Source organism: Pseudomonas sp. B21-009, from assembly GCF_024749345.1.
Lineage (GTDB): Bacteria > Pseudomonadota > Gammaproteobacteria > Pseudomonadales > Pseudomonadaceae > Aquipseudomonas.
Map to the genome: position 1 here is coordinate 4,539,191 of NZ_CP087199.1, position 13,819 is coordinate 4,553,009.

Consider the following 13,819-nt stretch of genomic DNA (forward strand, 5'->3'; position numbering starts at 1 on the left):
ACCCAGTGATGGCTCTATGCTACCTACTAGAACAGCCACCCACCCCCAGGCAAATGGCGCAAAATGACCTCCAAGACTACTTCTGCCAACGCGGTTTCCGAGCTGACATCACCCACTCCCGCGTACAGCACTCCCGGCTCGAGCTACTACAGCCCGCGGGCGCTCAACCCGCAGCAGTACCTGTACTTCACCGAAACCGATATCCAGCGCATCCTCGACAACCTCGATGGCCTGCGTGACCTGGTGTTCCCGCCCAGCGTGCATGTCGAAGACGACACCCAACTGCGCCTGGACCAGCAGTTCCCCTCGGTGTGCCTGATTGGCCTGGGCCGTTGTGGCTCGAACATCGCCCTGGATGTCGCAGAACTTGTATACAACGCCAGGACCTTCTACCTCAACGAATTCAACAACGAAGACCGCGCCGGCAGCGAACCGAACTACAGCCCGGCGCGCTGGATTCGCAACAACCTGCGCCTGGTGCAGAACAAGGGCACCAAGCCGGTGTTCCTGGTAGAGCCGCTGGTGATGCTCGGCGACCTCGACAAGGACATCGCCGGGCGCATCCGTTTTTCGCGCAAGGGTGAGAAGAGCGGTTTTATCCGCGACTACAGCAAGATGAAAATCATGGACCTGTCGGAAGTCCATGCCGGTGGCGCCGGTAACGCGCCGATCCTCGGCCAGTACCTGGCCAAGATCATCCTCAACAAGGAAACCCACCGCTTCTCCAGCGCCGACTGGAAGCTGATCCACTCGTACCTGATTGACTCCTGCGGGATCAAGGCCAACCAGTCACGCCTGTATTTCTACATCTTCAGCGCCGGTGGCGGTACCGGCTCGGGCATGGCTTCGGAGTTCGGCCTGGCCCAGCAATATTCGTACATGAACAAGACGTTCGACACCAAGCCGGCCGACGAAAACGACGGCAAGAGCGGTCATTCGTTCGTCTTCGAGCCGATCTTCACCAGCGGTATCTGCGTGCTGCCGAACATCTCCGATCATCGCAGCGAAATGTCCGAAGCCCTGCACATCAACGCCGGCCGGTTGTTGTGCAAGTACCTGTCCGAGGAATGGGATTTCTCGTACAACTTCGACAATGAAGACAGCAGCGAGGCCAGCGTCATGGGCCGCATCCGCCCCTGGAACGCGATGATGCTGATTTCCAACGACATCATGCGCTACGCCGAAGAGAACGATGACGGCAACATCCAGAACATCGACGTCAACGCCATGGAGAAGCACGCCAACCAGTACATCTCCCAGCAGATCTTCAACATCCTCACCGCCCAGGCAGTGACCACCGACTACGACCAGAACTACTTCCGTCGTGCCGGCATCGACATCGGCGAAACCATCCGCCTGGATGCCAACGACCTGTTCATGAGCCTGGCAGGCCCCGTGGCCATCGCCTACGCCGAATCGGTAGTGCCGGAACAGCCCTCGCCCAGCTCGGACAAATTCAAGGTGTTCGAGAAAGAGCAGCCGCGGCTGAACATCGACGACCTGTTCTTCCGCTCCATCGACCTGCCGCACTTCAACAAGGTGACCCAGGCGATCGAAGGCATCAGCCTGCTGCCGATTGAATCCCGCCGCTACCGCGCCGCCCTTGAGCAATACCAGGCCTCCGGCTACGACGCGGCGGCGCTGCACGACCTGCATTTTTTCAAGAACTGCTCGTCGGTGGTGTCGATCGTGTCGCTGCCCAAGGACTACAAGCTGTCGTACATGGACCTGAACCGGCTCAAGACTCACCTCAACAGCCTGTTCCCCAACACCACGCTCAAGCGCTATGCGCTGGTGATCGGTGCCTCGGCGAACCTGTCGCTGACCACCCTGATCGCCAAGAGCCCGTGCCTGTCGGACGACTTCCTGACCCTGATCGTGGCCTTTATCAAGCGCTGTTTTGCGCGTAACCCGTACCGCTTCGACGATACCCTGGACAATGCCATCCTTGAGTTCATCACCAGCGATGCCTTCGATGAAGACCGCATCGATGACCTGCTCAACGAGTTCGAGAACCCGGCGAAGATCCTCGATACCAACTGGTACGCGATCAAACCGATGTATGAGAAGAAATACCGCGAGCTGATCAACGACAAGAGCAAGTTCGTCTCGATCAATGACATCCGGCTGTCACGCGAATGCGTGAAGAAAGCGGTGAAATACCTGCGTGAGATCTACCGTCACCGCATCGGCAAGACCCGGGTGATCTCGTTGAACAGCCATACCGGCAAAGTGGATTACTGATTGAAAGCAACGCGGGGCAAGCCCGCTCCTACATCGGTAGGAGCAGGCTTGCCCCGCGATCAGACTGTTACCGCACTGCCTTGGCACACCCAACTGTTACCAACAGCCACCCCGGCTGAACAGTCCCGCGCACCAAAACCATCCCGCTGTGCATTTTCACGCACCATTTTGGCGCGTGATCAGCCGTTGGTCTTTTCCTGAATCACAATAAACGGCGAGACCACCACAGCCCAGATCTCTGGATCGCGGCTCTGAAGGTCTAGTGCCTGCTCTGCAGTGACCGCTCCGACAGTGCCAGCATTACGCCATGCAGCGACGCTTTCGCTACGGTTTTCGGCCATTGCCTGTGCAACATCGATCAGGTCCAGGGTCGGCTCGACCCAAATCAGGTCACCCTTGGCCCAAAAACGCTCCAGCGCTTTCCACTCGATTATTGCTGTCTCGCCGAGCAATTTGGCATAGAGGGTGCTTGGTTGATCTGTCATGGGTTCCTACCAGAAATAATTCGACCGCGATAAAGGTCGGTATTTTTGCAGAAAAACCCAGTTTCAAAATAAGTAATTGATCGACAAGGTGGTAAATGCCCGGGTTTGACCAGAGAAACTGGCAAAACAACGGCGTTTTTCTATAACTTTCTGTCGATTAGGCGACACCCCTGGTTTTTGCCCCGGCGGGCCTGCTTTTCAAGCGACAAAGCAGCGCTCTACACTGTACCGGTACAGTTGCCAGGGCCGTTCCGGGGGTTATCCGGGTCCGTGACGAGGCGTGGCCTCTCATGGAACCTGATCCGGTCCTCAAGCTCTGGCCGCCAGGACTATAAAAATTACAACAGAATGAGTGGAGCACTATGAGTAAGGCTACTAAGCAGATTTCCAAACTGTTTGCCGCAATGGTTCTGGCCGGGGTTGCCAGCCATTCGTTTGCAGCCGATACCATCAAGATCGGCATCGCCGGCCCGAAAACCGGCCCGGTCACTCAGTACGGCGACATGCAGTTCATCGGTGCAAAACAGGCCATCAAGGACATCAACGCCAAGGGCGGCGTCGACGGCAAGATGCTTGAAGCCAAAGAATACGATGACGCTTGCGACCCTAAACAGGCCGTGGCAGTCGCCAACAAAGTGGTCAACGACGGCGTCAAATACGTGGTCGGCCACCTGTGCTCCAGCTCCACCCAGCCTGCGTCCGACATCTACGAAGACGAAGGCGTGATCATGATCACCCCGGCTGCCACCAGCCCGGAAATCACCTCCCGCGGCTACAAGCTGATCTTCCGCACCATCGGCCTGGACAGCGCCCAGGGCCCTGCGGCTGGCAACTACATCGCCGACCATGTGAAACCGAAAGTGGTTGCGGTACTGCACGACAAGCAGCAGTACGGTGAAGGCATCGCCAGCGCGGTCAAAACCACCCTCGAAGGCAAAGGTGTCAAGGTTGCCGTGTTCGAAGGCCTGAACGCCGGCGACAAGGACTTCTCCTCGATCATCCAGAAGCTCAAGCAAGCCAATGTCGACTTCGTCTACTACGGCGGCTACCACCCGGAGCTGGGCCTGATCCTGCGTCAAGCCAAAGAGAAAGGCCTGAACGCCAAGTTCATGGGCCCTGAAGGTGTCGGTAACGACTCCATCTCGCAGATCGCCCAAGGCGCTTCCGAAGGCCTGCTGGTGACCCTGCCGAAATCCTTCGACGCCGACCCTGCGAACAAGGCCATCGCCGATGCCATCAAGGCTGACGGCAAAGACCCAAGCGGCCCGTTCGTGTTCCCGGCCTACTCGGCTGTCGAGCTGATCGCCGAAGGCATCAAGGCGGCCAAGTCCGAAGACACCGACAAAGTGGCTGCAGCCATCCATGCCGGCACCTTCAAGACCCCGACCGGCGACCTGTCGTACGACGCCAAAGGCGACCTGAAAGACTTCAAATTCGTGGTCTACGAATGGCATTTCGGCAAACCTAAAACCGAAGTTTCCCCTCAGTAATCCCGTCTGACTATATGACTACAAGCCCACTGTGCGAGCAGTGGGCTTTGTTTTACGAGGTTCATGGGCCTGATTCCCGCGATCCGGGAGCAGGTTCACCTGAAAATCTTAAAACCGTCACCAGCGGTTCGCTGGCAGTTGCCTGTGCCGAAGTGGCCAAGACCACAAGACCAGGCCGGGGGCATCCCCACCAGTGAAATGCGTATCAGGTTTTTAGGAGCGCTGTAATGCCTGAGATCTATCACTTCTTCCAACAGCTGGTTAATGGTCTGACCATTGGCAGCACCTATGCCTTGATAGCCATTGGCTACACAATGGTTTACGGCATCATTGGAATGATCAACTTCGCCCATGGCGAGGTGTACATGATCGGTTCCTACGTGGCCTTCATCGCCCTTGCGGGCCTGGCCATGATGGGGATCGATTCACTGCCGATATTGATGACCGTCGCCTTCGTCGCCACGATCTTCGTTACCAGTGCCTATGGCTACAGTATCGAACGGGTCGCCTACCGTCCGTTGCGTAACAGCAACCGGTTGATCCCGCTGATTTCTGCCATCGGTATGTCGATTTTCCTGCAAAACACCGTATTGCTATCCCAGGACTCCAAGGACAAGTCCATCCCCAACCTGATCCCTGGGAGTATCTCCTTCGGCCCGGGCGGCGCAGAGGAAGTGCTGATCTCCTACATGCAGATCCTGGTTTTCGTAGTCACCCTGGTGGCCATGACCGGTTTGACCCTGTTCATCTCCCGCTCGCGTCTGGGCCGGGCCTGCCGGGCCTGTGCCGAAGACATCAAGATGGCCAACCTGCTTGGCATCAACACCAACAACATCATCGCCCTGACCTTCGTCATCGGTGCCGCCCTGGCGGCCGTGGCGGCCGTGCTGCTGAGCATGCAGTACGGGGTGATCAACCCCAACGCCGGTTTCCTGGTGGGCCTGAAGGCCTTTACCGCGGCTGTGCTGGGCGGCATCGGCAGCATTCCGGGCGCCATGCTCGGCGGGCTGGTGCTGGGGGTGGCTGAAGCCTTTGGCGCCGATATCTTCGGTGACCAGTACAAGGACGTCGTGGCATTCGGCCTGTTGGTTCTGGTGCTGTTGTTCCGTCCGACCGGCATCCTCGGCCGTCCGGAGGTTGAAAAAGTATGAACAAAAATCTTAAACAGGCGTTCTTCAGCGCCTTGCTGGTCTGGGCTGTCGCCTTTCCGGTGCTGGGCCTGAAACTCAGCATCGACGGCATCAACCTGATCGTTCACAGCCAAGGGCCTTTCACCCTCACGGTCATCGCCGTGTGTTCGGTGCTGATGTTCTTGCGCGTGCTGTTCGACAAGCAATGGAGCGCGGCAACCAGCCGCCGTTCGGGCCGTAAGTTGATCTCGCCGGCCATGAGCAACTTCCTGACCCTGCCCAAGACCCAGCGCTGGATCATCATCGGCCTGATCATGGTTGCACTGGTGTGGCCGTTCTTCGGCTCACGCGGCGCGGTCGACATCGCCACCCTGATCCTGATCTACGTGTTGCTGGGCCTTGGCCTGAACATCGTGGTCGGCCTGGCTGGCCTGCTCGACCTGGGTTACGTCGGCTTCTATGCCGTCGGCGCCTACAGCTACGCCCTGCTGTCGCACTACTACGGCCTGAGCTTCTGGATCTGCCTGCCGATTGCCGGCCTGATGGCGGCGACCTTCGGCTTCCTGCTCGGCTTCCCGGTATTGCGTCTGCGCGGCGACTACCTGGCCATCGTGACCCTGGGTTTCGGTGAAATCATCCGCCTGTTCCTGCGAAACCTCACCGGTCTTACCGGCGGCCCCAACGGGATCAGCAACATCGAGAAACCAACCTTCTTCGGCCTGACCTTCGAACGCAAGGCCGCCGAGGGCATGCAGACCTTCCACGAGTTCTTCGGCCTGCAGTACAACTCGATCAACAAGGTGATCTTCCTCTACCTGGTGGCGCTGCTGCTGGCGTTGCTGGCGCTGTTCGTGATCAACCGCCTGCTGCGCATGCCGATCGGTCGCGCCTGGGAAGCCCTGCGTGAAGACGAAATCGCCTGCCGCGCACTGGGCCTGAACCCGACCATCATCAAGCTCTCGGCGTTCACCCTGGGTGCCTGCTTCGCCGGTTTCGCCGGCAGCTTCTTCGCCGCACGCCAGGGTCTGGTGACACCGGAGTCGTTCACCTTCATCGAATCGGCCATCATCCTCGCCATCGTCGTGCTCGGCGGCATGGGCTCGCAACTGGGCGTGATCCTTGCGGCCATCGTGATGATCCTGCTGCCTGAGCTGATGCGTGAATTCAGCGAATACCGCATGTTGATGTTCGGTGCGCTGATGGTGTTGATGATGATCTGGCGTCCGCAAGGCCTGCTGCCTATGCAACGTCCACATATGGAGCTGCGTCGATGAGCCGCGAAATTCTGCAAGTCAGCGGCCTGAGCATGCGCTTCGGCGGCTTGTTGGCGGTCAACGGCGTGGCCCTGACCGTCAAGGAAAAACAGGTAGTGGCGTTGATCGGCCCGAACGGCGCCGGCAAGACCACGGTGTTCAATTGCCTGACCGGTTTCTACAAGCCGAGCGCCGGCAGCATCCTGCTCGACGGCCAGCCAATCCAGGGCCTGGCCGGCCATCAGATCGCCCGCAAGGGTGTGGTGCGGACTTTCCAGAACGTGCGTCTGTTCAAAGAGATGACCGCCCTGGAAAACCTGCTGATCGCCCAGCACCGGCACCTGAACACCAACTTCTTCGCCGGCCTGCTCAAGACCCCGTCCTTTCGCCGCAGCGAGCTCGAAGCAAAAGAGTACGCACGGTACTGGCTGGAGAAGGTCGACCTGCTCGAGTTCGCCAACCGCCCTGCCGGTACACTTGCCTACGGCCAGCAACGGCGCCTGGAAATCGCCCGCTGCATGATGACCCGTCCACGGATCATCATGCTCGACGAACCGGCGGCCGGCCTCAACCCGAAAGAGACCGAAGACCTCAAGGCGCTGATCAGCGTGCTGCGTGAAGAGCACAACGTCACCGTGCTGCTGATCGAGCACGACATGAAACTGGTCATGAGCATCTCCGACCACATCGTGGTGATCAACCAGGGCACGCCCCTGGCCGACGGTACGCCGGAACAGATCCGCGACAACCCTGAAGTGATCAAAGCCTACCTGGGGGAAGCGTAAATGCTGCAGTTCGAAAACGTTTCCACCTTCTACGGCAAGATCCAGGCACTGCACAGCGTCAACGTCGAGATCCGCCAGGGCGAGATCGTCACCCTGATCGGTGCCAACGGTGCCGGCAAATCGACCCTGCTGATGACCCTCTGCGGCTCGCCGCAAGCGAGCAGCGGCAGCATCCGCTACCTGGGTGAAGAGCTGGTCGGCCAGCCGTCCTCGCACATCATGCGCAAGAGCATCGCTGTGGTCCCTGAAGGCCGCCGCGTGTTCGCCCGCCTGACCGTGGAAGAAAACCTGGCCATGGGCGGTTTCTTCACCGACAAGGGCGATTACCAGGAGCAGATGGACAAGGTCCTGCAACTGTTCCCGCGCCTGAAGGAGCGCTTCAGCCAGCGTGGCGGCACCATGTCCGGCGGCGAGCAGCAGATGCTCGCCATCGGCCGGGCGCTGATGAGCAAACCCAAGCTGCTGCTACTCGACGAGCCATCGCTGGGCCTGGCACCGATCATCATCCAGCAGATCTTCGACATCATCGAGCAACTGCGTCGTGATGGCGTGACGGTGTTCCTGGTCGAACAGAACGCCAACCAGGCGCTGAAAGTCGCCGACCGTGCCTATGTGCTGGAAAACGGCCGGGTGGTGATGGAAGGCACCGGTGAAGCGCTGCTGACCGACCCGAAAGTCCGCGACGCCTACCTGGGCGGTTGATGCCAGACGCTATATGCCACAAATGAAAAAAGGCCTTCGGGCCTTTTTTCTTGCCTGCTGTAACGCCTCCAGGGCACCGGACTCTAGTGCTGCAGGTGGGCCAGAAGCGCTGGCTCTAACCTCCCCTTACTACTGGAGCCTCATCATGAACAAGTCCCTCAGCGCCGCCGCACTTATCCTCTCCCTGGGCTCGAGCCTGGCCTTCCTGCCTGTTGTCCACGCCGCCGACGACATGAAAATGAGCAAGGAAGCAAGCATGGAGAAAGACATGAAAATGGACAAGAAAATGGCCGACGACAAGAAGATGGACATGAGCAACGACATGAAGATGGAAAAGAAGATGGAAAAGAACGACAAGATGATGAAAAACGAAATGCACGACGACAAGATGTAACCCCTACAGGGTCCGCAAGGCCTGGCTGCTGCGCCTGAACCAGGCCAGCAGGTAATCGGCCAGCACCTGGACCCGCTGCGGCATCCCGCCTTGATAGGGGTGCACCAGGAACAACGGCACGCTGCGCGTCTGATAGTCGCGCAGCAACCACTGCAAGCGGCCGTCAGCCAGTTCTGCATGGAGCATGTACGACGGCAGACGGGCGACCCCGGCGCCCAGCAGCGCCGCCTTCTTCAGCAAACTGTAATGATTGCTGGCAAAGCTGCCCGCCACCTGCACCCGCAACAGTTCGTGCTGCTGGTGATACAACCACTCTTCACGGCCGCTGTAATGGCTGTTGAGCAGGCAGCGATGGCTGCTCAGTTCGCCCGGCACCATCGGTTCGCCATAGCGCTGCAAGTAGGCCGGGCTGGCGCAGGTCAGCTCCTGCATGGCCAGCACCGGGCGGGCAACCAGTCGCGCGTCATCCTGGACATCGGTGCGAATCGCCAGGTCAAAGCCGTCGCCCAACAAGTCGCGATAGCCGTTATTGAGCTCAAGCTCCACTTGCAGGTCCGGGTAGCGAGCGGCGAACTCAAGCAGTAATCCTTCAAAAAACGTCTCGCCCAACGACACCGGCACGGTGATACGCACCGGTCCCGCCAGTTCGTCCTTGAGCATGGCCAGGGTTTGCCGCGCCCCTTCCATTTGCCGCACCAGTGCCTGCGCCTGGGGCAGCAACATGGCGCCAGCCGCAGTCAGGCTCAGCCGCCGGGTAGTGCGGTGCAGCAACTTCACCGAATGGCTGGCCTCAAGAGCACTGATGCGCTTGGACAACTGCCCCTTGCTCCAGCCCAGTTGTTGCGCGGCCAAGGTAAAGCTGCCGGCATCCATCAGCACGGCAAAGGCCGCCAGGTCATCGAGGTCGCTCATGGATTGTTTCCAGATGAAAACCAAAGGTTGCCTATTAGCACGCTTATCTACAGAAAAATCCACCCTAGACTTGAGCCTTGTCTACACACCCTACGAGGAATGGCTCAATGAAAATCTTGTTGATCGGCGCCAGCGGTACCATCGGTTCGGCGGTTGCCAAAGAGCTGGAGCAACGTCATGAAGTGCTGCGCATCGGCCGCAGCAGCGGCGACTATCAGGTGGACATCAGCGACAGCGCCTCGATCCGGCGCCTGTTCGAGCAAACCGGCCGCTTCGATGCCCTGGTCTGCGCCGCCGGCAATGTCACCTTCGCCGCCCTCGATGAAATGAACGCAGAGCACTTCGCCCTGGGCCTGAACGACAAGCTCATGGGCCAGGTCAACCTGCTGCTGATCGGCCGCGAGTTCATCAATGATGGCGGCTCGTTCACCTTTACCAGCGGCATCCTCAACCGCGACCCGATTCGCACCGGGGCCTCGGCCGCGCTGGTTAACGGCGCCCTCGATGCGTTCGTCAAAGCTGCCGCCATCGAATTGCCCCGTGGCCTGCGGGTCAACACCATCAGCCCCACTGTACTGGTCGAAGCCATGCCGGCCTATGCGCCATATTTTCGCGGTTTCAAACCCGTTCCGGCCGCCGACGTGGCACTGGCCTATGCCAAGAGCGTCGAAGGTTTGCAAACCGGCCAGACCTACCAGGTGGGCTAAGGCCTTGTGATCGGCGACCAGCCTGCGTAACGTGGCGGCACCTTTTGCTCGAGATGCTGGAGTTTGCTTGATGCGTGCCGCCCCTTCGCTGTTGCTTGTCGCCTTGTTGCCGCTGTTCGCCGGCTGCCAGATGCTGGCTGAAAAGCCGCAAGCCGCCTCTACCGCCGGCCAGACCCGCATGCAGGGCGAACTGACGGCCCAGGGCGGACAACTGCTGTTCAAGCCCTGTGAAGAGACCCGCCGCTTTGCCGTGACCGACAGCGGCAACACCGGCCTGCTGCAGGAAGCCAGCGCGCTGGCGGCCACCCCCGGCACCCTGTTCGCCGACGTGCGCGGTACCTTGTCGGCCAGCGCAAAGGCCGGCAACGACGGCCAGTTGAACGTACAACGCCTGTACCGCATCGAACACTCCAGCAGCGCCTGCAGCGACCCCAACTTCAAGCGCCTGACCCTGCGCGCCAGTGGCCACGAGCCGGACTGGAACCTCAAGGCCGGCGGCAAGGGCATGGTCCTCGAACGCCTCGGCCAGCCAACACTGGCGGTCCCTTTCCTGGAAGAACAGCTGCCCGACGGGCGCTTCAGCCTCAACACCGAGGCCAACGGCCAGAAAGTCGAGCTCTGGGTCGCTCCGCAACGCTGCGTCGACAGCGCCACCGGCAGTGTCCAGCATCTGATCGCCGAGCTACGGGTGGACGGCCAGACCCTGCGCGGCTGCGCCTACTACGGTGGCTCACGCAACGACTGATCATCGGCGCCTGCGTTTAACCTGCCTGCAAAGGCGGCGAACAGCTTATACTTGGCGGTTTGTGTAAAGCCGCCGGCCGTTCATGGCCGGGATACTGGACCCTGCCATGTTACGAATCACCGAACTGAAGCTGCCGCTGGATCATCCTGATGAAGCCCTGCGCGAGGCCATCGTGCAACGCCTTGGGATCAGCGACGAGCAACTGCTGGACTTCACCCTGTTCAAGCGCAGCTACGATGCGCGCAAGAAGAACAGCGAGCTGCTGTTCATCTATACCATCGACCTGCAGGCGAGCAACGAAGCCGAACTGCTGCAAAAGTTCGCCGACGATCACAACGTCAACGTCGCCCCCGATGTCAGCTACAAAGTGGTTGGCCAGGCACCTGCCGACCTGCAGGAGCGGCCCATTGTGGTCGGCTTCGGCCCGTGCGGGATTTTCGCCGGCCTGCTGCTGGCGCAGATGGGCTTCAAGCCGATCATCCTCGAGCGCGGCAAGGAAGTTCGCCAGCGCACCAAGGACACCTGGGGCCTGTGGCGCAAAAGCGTGCTCAATCCCGAGTCGAACGTGCAGTTCGGCGAAGGCGGCGCCGGGACCTTCTCCGACGGCAAGCTGTACAGCCAGATCAAGGACCCGCAGCACCACGGCCGCAAGGTATTGCACGAGTTCGTCAGAGCCGGTGCACCGGACGAGATCCTCTACGTCAGCAAGCCGCACATCGGTACCTTCCGCCTGACCGGCATGGTCGAAAACATGCGTCAGGAAATTCAGGCGCTGGGCGGCGAAGTACGCTTCGAACAGAAGGTCACCGACCTGTTGATGGACGACGGCCAGCTCAATGGCGTAGTCCTGGAAAGTGGCGAACAGCTGCACTCGCGCCACGTCGTCCTGGCCCTGGGCCACAGTGCCCGTGACACCTTCCGCATGCTGCACGCCCGTGGCGTGTTCATGGAAGCCAAGCCGTTCTCCATCGGTTTTCGGATCGAGCACCCGCAATCGCTGATTGACCAGGCGCGCCTGGGCAAGTATGCCGGCCACCCGAAACTCGGTGCAGCCGATTACAAGCTGGTGTACCACGCCAAGAACGGCCGTTCGGTCTACAGCTTCTGCATGTGCCCGGGCGGCACCGTGGTTGCCGCTACCAGCGAGCCGGGCCGGGTAGTCACCAACGGCATGAGCCAGTACTCGCGTAACGAGCGCAATGCCAACTCCGGTATTGTTGTCGGCATTACCCCCGAGCAGGACTACCCGGGTGGCCCGCTGGCCGGTATCGAGCTGCAGGAAAAACTCGAAGCCCACGCTTACGTGCTGGGCGGCAGCAACTACCAGGCACCTGCGCAGCTGGTCGGTGACTTCGTTGCCGGGCGGCCGTCCACCGCCATCGGCAGTGTCGAGCCGTCCTACAAACCGGGGGTGAACCTCGGCGACCTGGCGCCAAGCCTGCCGGATTTTGCCATCGAAGCCATTCGCGAAGCATTGCCAGCCTTCGATCGGCAGATCAAGGGCTACAACCTGCCAGACGCGGTGTTGACCGGGATCGAAACCCGCACCTCATCGCCGCTGCGCATCACCCGTGATGCCAGCATGCAGAGCCTGAACCTCAAGGGCCTGTTCCCGGCGGGTGAAGGTGCTGGTTATGCCGGCGGGATCCTTTCGGCAGGTGTCGACGGGATTCGCATTGCTGAAGCGGTGGCGCGCAGCATGCTGGGCCAGCAGGCCTGATTCATATCGCAATAAAGCCATCGCCGGCGTTGCCGGCGATGGGCTGTAAATCAGCCCCGCCTTCAAACACCCTCGCGCAACACCGACTCCGGCAGCGCTTCACCGCGCTCGACACACGCCGTCACCGCCGCGATCATCCCCTCCAGCTGATACCCCTGCCCGCTCAACCAGTCCTGGTCATAGTAGGTAGTGGCGTAGCGATCGCCGCCGTCGCAGAGGATCGCCACGATCGAGCCGGCCTCCCCCGCCGCGCGCATGTGTTGCGCCGCCGCCAGGGCGCCGATCAGGTTGGTGCCGCTGGAGCCGCCGACCCGCCGCCCCAGGCGCTGGGCCAGGTAATGCATGGCCGCCAGTGACAGGGCGTCCGGCACCTTGACCATGGCGTCGATCACCTGCGCCAGGAACGACGCCTCGACCCGCGGTCGGCCGATGCCTTCGATGCGCGAACCACAGTCCAGGCGCAGCGAGCGGTCACCGGTCTTGTAGCAGTCGAAAAATACCGAGCGCTCGGCATCGGCGCACAACACCCGGGTGGCGTGCTGGCGATAACGCACGTAACGACCCAGGGTCGCGGTAGTGCCACCGGTACCGGGGCTGGAAATCAGCCAGCTCGGTTCGGGGAATTGCTCGAAGCGCATCTGGGCAAAGATCGACTCGGCGATGTTGTTGTTCGCCCGCCAGTCGGTAGCGCGCTCGGCATAGGTGAACTGGTCCATGAAGTGTCCGCCGCTTTCCCGGGCCAGACGCTCGGACTCGGCGTAGATCTGCGTCGGATCCTGCACCAGGTGGCTCTGGCCACCATAGAAGGCGATCTGGGCGATCTTTTCCTGCGAGGTACTGGCCGGTACCACGGCAATGAAGGGCAACCCAAGCAAGCGCGCAAAGTAGGCTTCGGAAATCGCCGTCGAGCCGCTCGACGCCTCGATCACCGGCGCGCCCGGACGCAACCAGCCGTTACACAGGGCATAAAGAAACAACGAACGCGCGAGCCGGTGCTTGAGGCTGCCGGTGGGGTGGCTCGACTCATCCTTGAAATACAGCTCGACCTGAGGAAAGCCAGGCAGCGGCAGCGGGATCAGGTGGGTATCGGCGCTGCGCTGGAAGTCCGCTTCGATGATGCGGATGGCTTCACGGGCCCACTGGCGGTGATCGGTCATGGTCGATTCTCGGGCAAAAAGTTCGAAGTTCAGCAGAACATGTTAGGAAAATTCTGATAATTGCTACAGATACAGCCACGGTGAATTATCGACTG

Annotated in this window: 13 protein-coding genes; 10 read left to right on the forward strand and 3 right to left on the reverse strand. The window is 60.5% G+C overall.

Annotated features, from left to right (window positions below; translation table 11 throughout):
• Positions 1-63 precede the first annotated feature (63 nt).
• Positions 64-2,244 (forward strand): hypothetical protein, encoded by a 2,181-nt coding sequence (locus LOY34_RS20930; protein WP_195884857.1) that lies wholly within the window; start codon positions 64-66, stop codon positions 2,242-2,244.
• 179 nt (positions 2,245-2,423) lie between these two features.
• On the opposite strand, the gene LOY34_RS20935 is transcribed toward LOY34_RS20930, so the two are convergent.
• Positions 2,424-2,729 carry a DUF2288 domain-containing protein gene (locus LOY34_RS20935; RefSeq protein WP_045197829.1) on the reverse strand — a complete coding sequence of 102 codons (306 nt, stop codon included), beginning with the start codon at positions 2,727-2,729 and terminating at the stop codon, positions 2,424-2,426.
• A gap of 362 nt (positions 2,730-3,091) precedes the next feature.
• On the opposite strand from LOY34_RS20935, the gene LOY34_RS20940 reads away from it, so the two are divergent.
• The 6 genes from LOY34_RS20940 (at position 3,092) to LOY34_RS20965 (ending at position 8,483) form a co-directional block, all read left to right on the forward strand.
• Positions 3,092-4,219 (forward strand): branched-chain amino acid ABC transporter substrate-binding protein, encoded by a 1,128-nt coding sequence (locus LOY34_RS20940; RefSeq protein WP_045197827.1) that lies wholly within the window; start codon positions 3,092-3,094, stop codon positions 4,217-4,219.
• A 227-nt stretch (positions 4,220-4,446) separates the two neighbouring features.
• Positions 4,447-5,370, forward strand: coding sequence for a high-affinity branched-chain amino acid ABC transporter permease LivH (gene livH, locus LOY34_RS20945; protein WP_028943524.1), 924 nt, complete (start codon positions 4,447-4,449; stop codon positions 5,368-5,370).
• Positions 5,367-6,623, forward strand: a complete 1,257-nt coding sequence (locus LOY34_RS20950) for a high-affinity branched-chain amino acid ABC transporter permease LivM (RefSeq protein WP_045197825.1) — start codon at positions 5,367-5,369, stop codon at positions 6,621-6,623. The genes livH and LOY34_RS20950 overlap by 4 nt, the downstream gene beginning before the upstream one ends.
• Positions 6,620-7,387, forward strand: coding sequence for a high-affinity branched-chain amino acid ABC transporter ATP-binding protein LivG (livG, locus tag LOY34_RS20955; protein ID WP_045197823.1), 768 nt, complete (start codon positions 6,620-6,622; stop codon positions 7,385-7,387). Before LOY34_RS20950 ends, livG begins: the two co-directional genes overlap by 4 nt.
• Positions 7,388-8,089 (forward strand): ABC transporter ATP-binding protein, encoded by a 702-nt coding sequence (locus LOY34_RS20960; protein ID WP_045197821.1) that lies wholly within the window; start codon positions 7,388-7,390, stop codon positions 8,087-8,089. It begins immediately after the preceding gene.
• Positions 8,090-8,234: 145 nt separating this feature from the next.
• Positions 8,235-8,483: a hypothetical protein gene (locus LOY34_RS20965; RefSeq protein ID WP_195884858.1), complete on the forward strand. Its 249-nt coding sequence runs from the start codon at positions 8,235-8,237 to the stop codon at positions 8,481-8,483.
• Positions 8,484-8,486: 3 nt separating this feature from the next.
• Here the strand turns inward: LOY34_RS20965 and LOY34_RS20970 are convergent, their stop codons facing one another.
• A complete protein-coding gene (locus LOY34_RS20970) occupies positions 8,487-9,395 on the reverse strand; it encodes a LysR family transcriptional regulator (RefSeq protein ID WP_093380195.1) in 909 nt (302 codons plus the stop codon).
• A gap of 107 nt (positions 9,396-9,502) precedes the next feature.
• Here LOY34_RS20970 and LOY34_RS20975 point away from each other — a divergent pair, with 107 nt between their 5' ends.
• The 3 genes from LOY34_RS20975 (at position 9,503) to LOY34_RS20985 (ending at position 12,567) form a co-directional block, all read left to right on the forward strand.
• Positions 9,503-10,102 carry a short chain dehydrogenase gene (locus tag LOY34_RS20975; protein ID WP_045197815.1) on the forward strand — a complete coding sequence of 200 codons (600 nt, stop codon included), beginning with the start codon at positions 9,503-9,505 and terminating at the stop codon, positions 10,100-10,102.
• Between the two features lie 70 nt (positions 10,103-10,172).
• Positions 10,173-10,847, forward strand: coding sequence for a COG3650 family protein (locus LOY34_RS20980; RefSeq protein WP_045197813.1), 675 nt, complete (start codon positions 10,173-10,175; stop codon positions 10,845-10,847).
• Positions 10,848-10,953: 106 nt separating this feature from the next.
• The gene (locus LOY34_RS20985) at positions 10,954-12,567 is read left to right on the forward strand and encodes an NAD(P)/FAD-dependent oxidoreductase (RefSeq protein WP_195884859.1); all 1,614 of its coding nucleotides are present in this window, start codon (positions 10,954-10,956) and stop codon (positions 12,565-12,567) included.
• A gap of 62 nt (positions 12,568-12,629) precedes the next feature.
• Here LOY34_RS20985 and LOY34_RS20990 read toward each other — a convergent pair whose 3' ends face one another.
• Positions 12,630-13,724 (reverse strand): PLP-dependent cysteine synthase family protein, encoded by a 1,095-nt coding sequence (locus LOY34_RS20990; RefSeq protein ID WP_195884860.1) that lies wholly within the window; start codon positions 13,722-13,724, stop codon positions 12,630-12,632.
• Positions 13,725-13,819 lie beyond the last annotated feature (95 nt).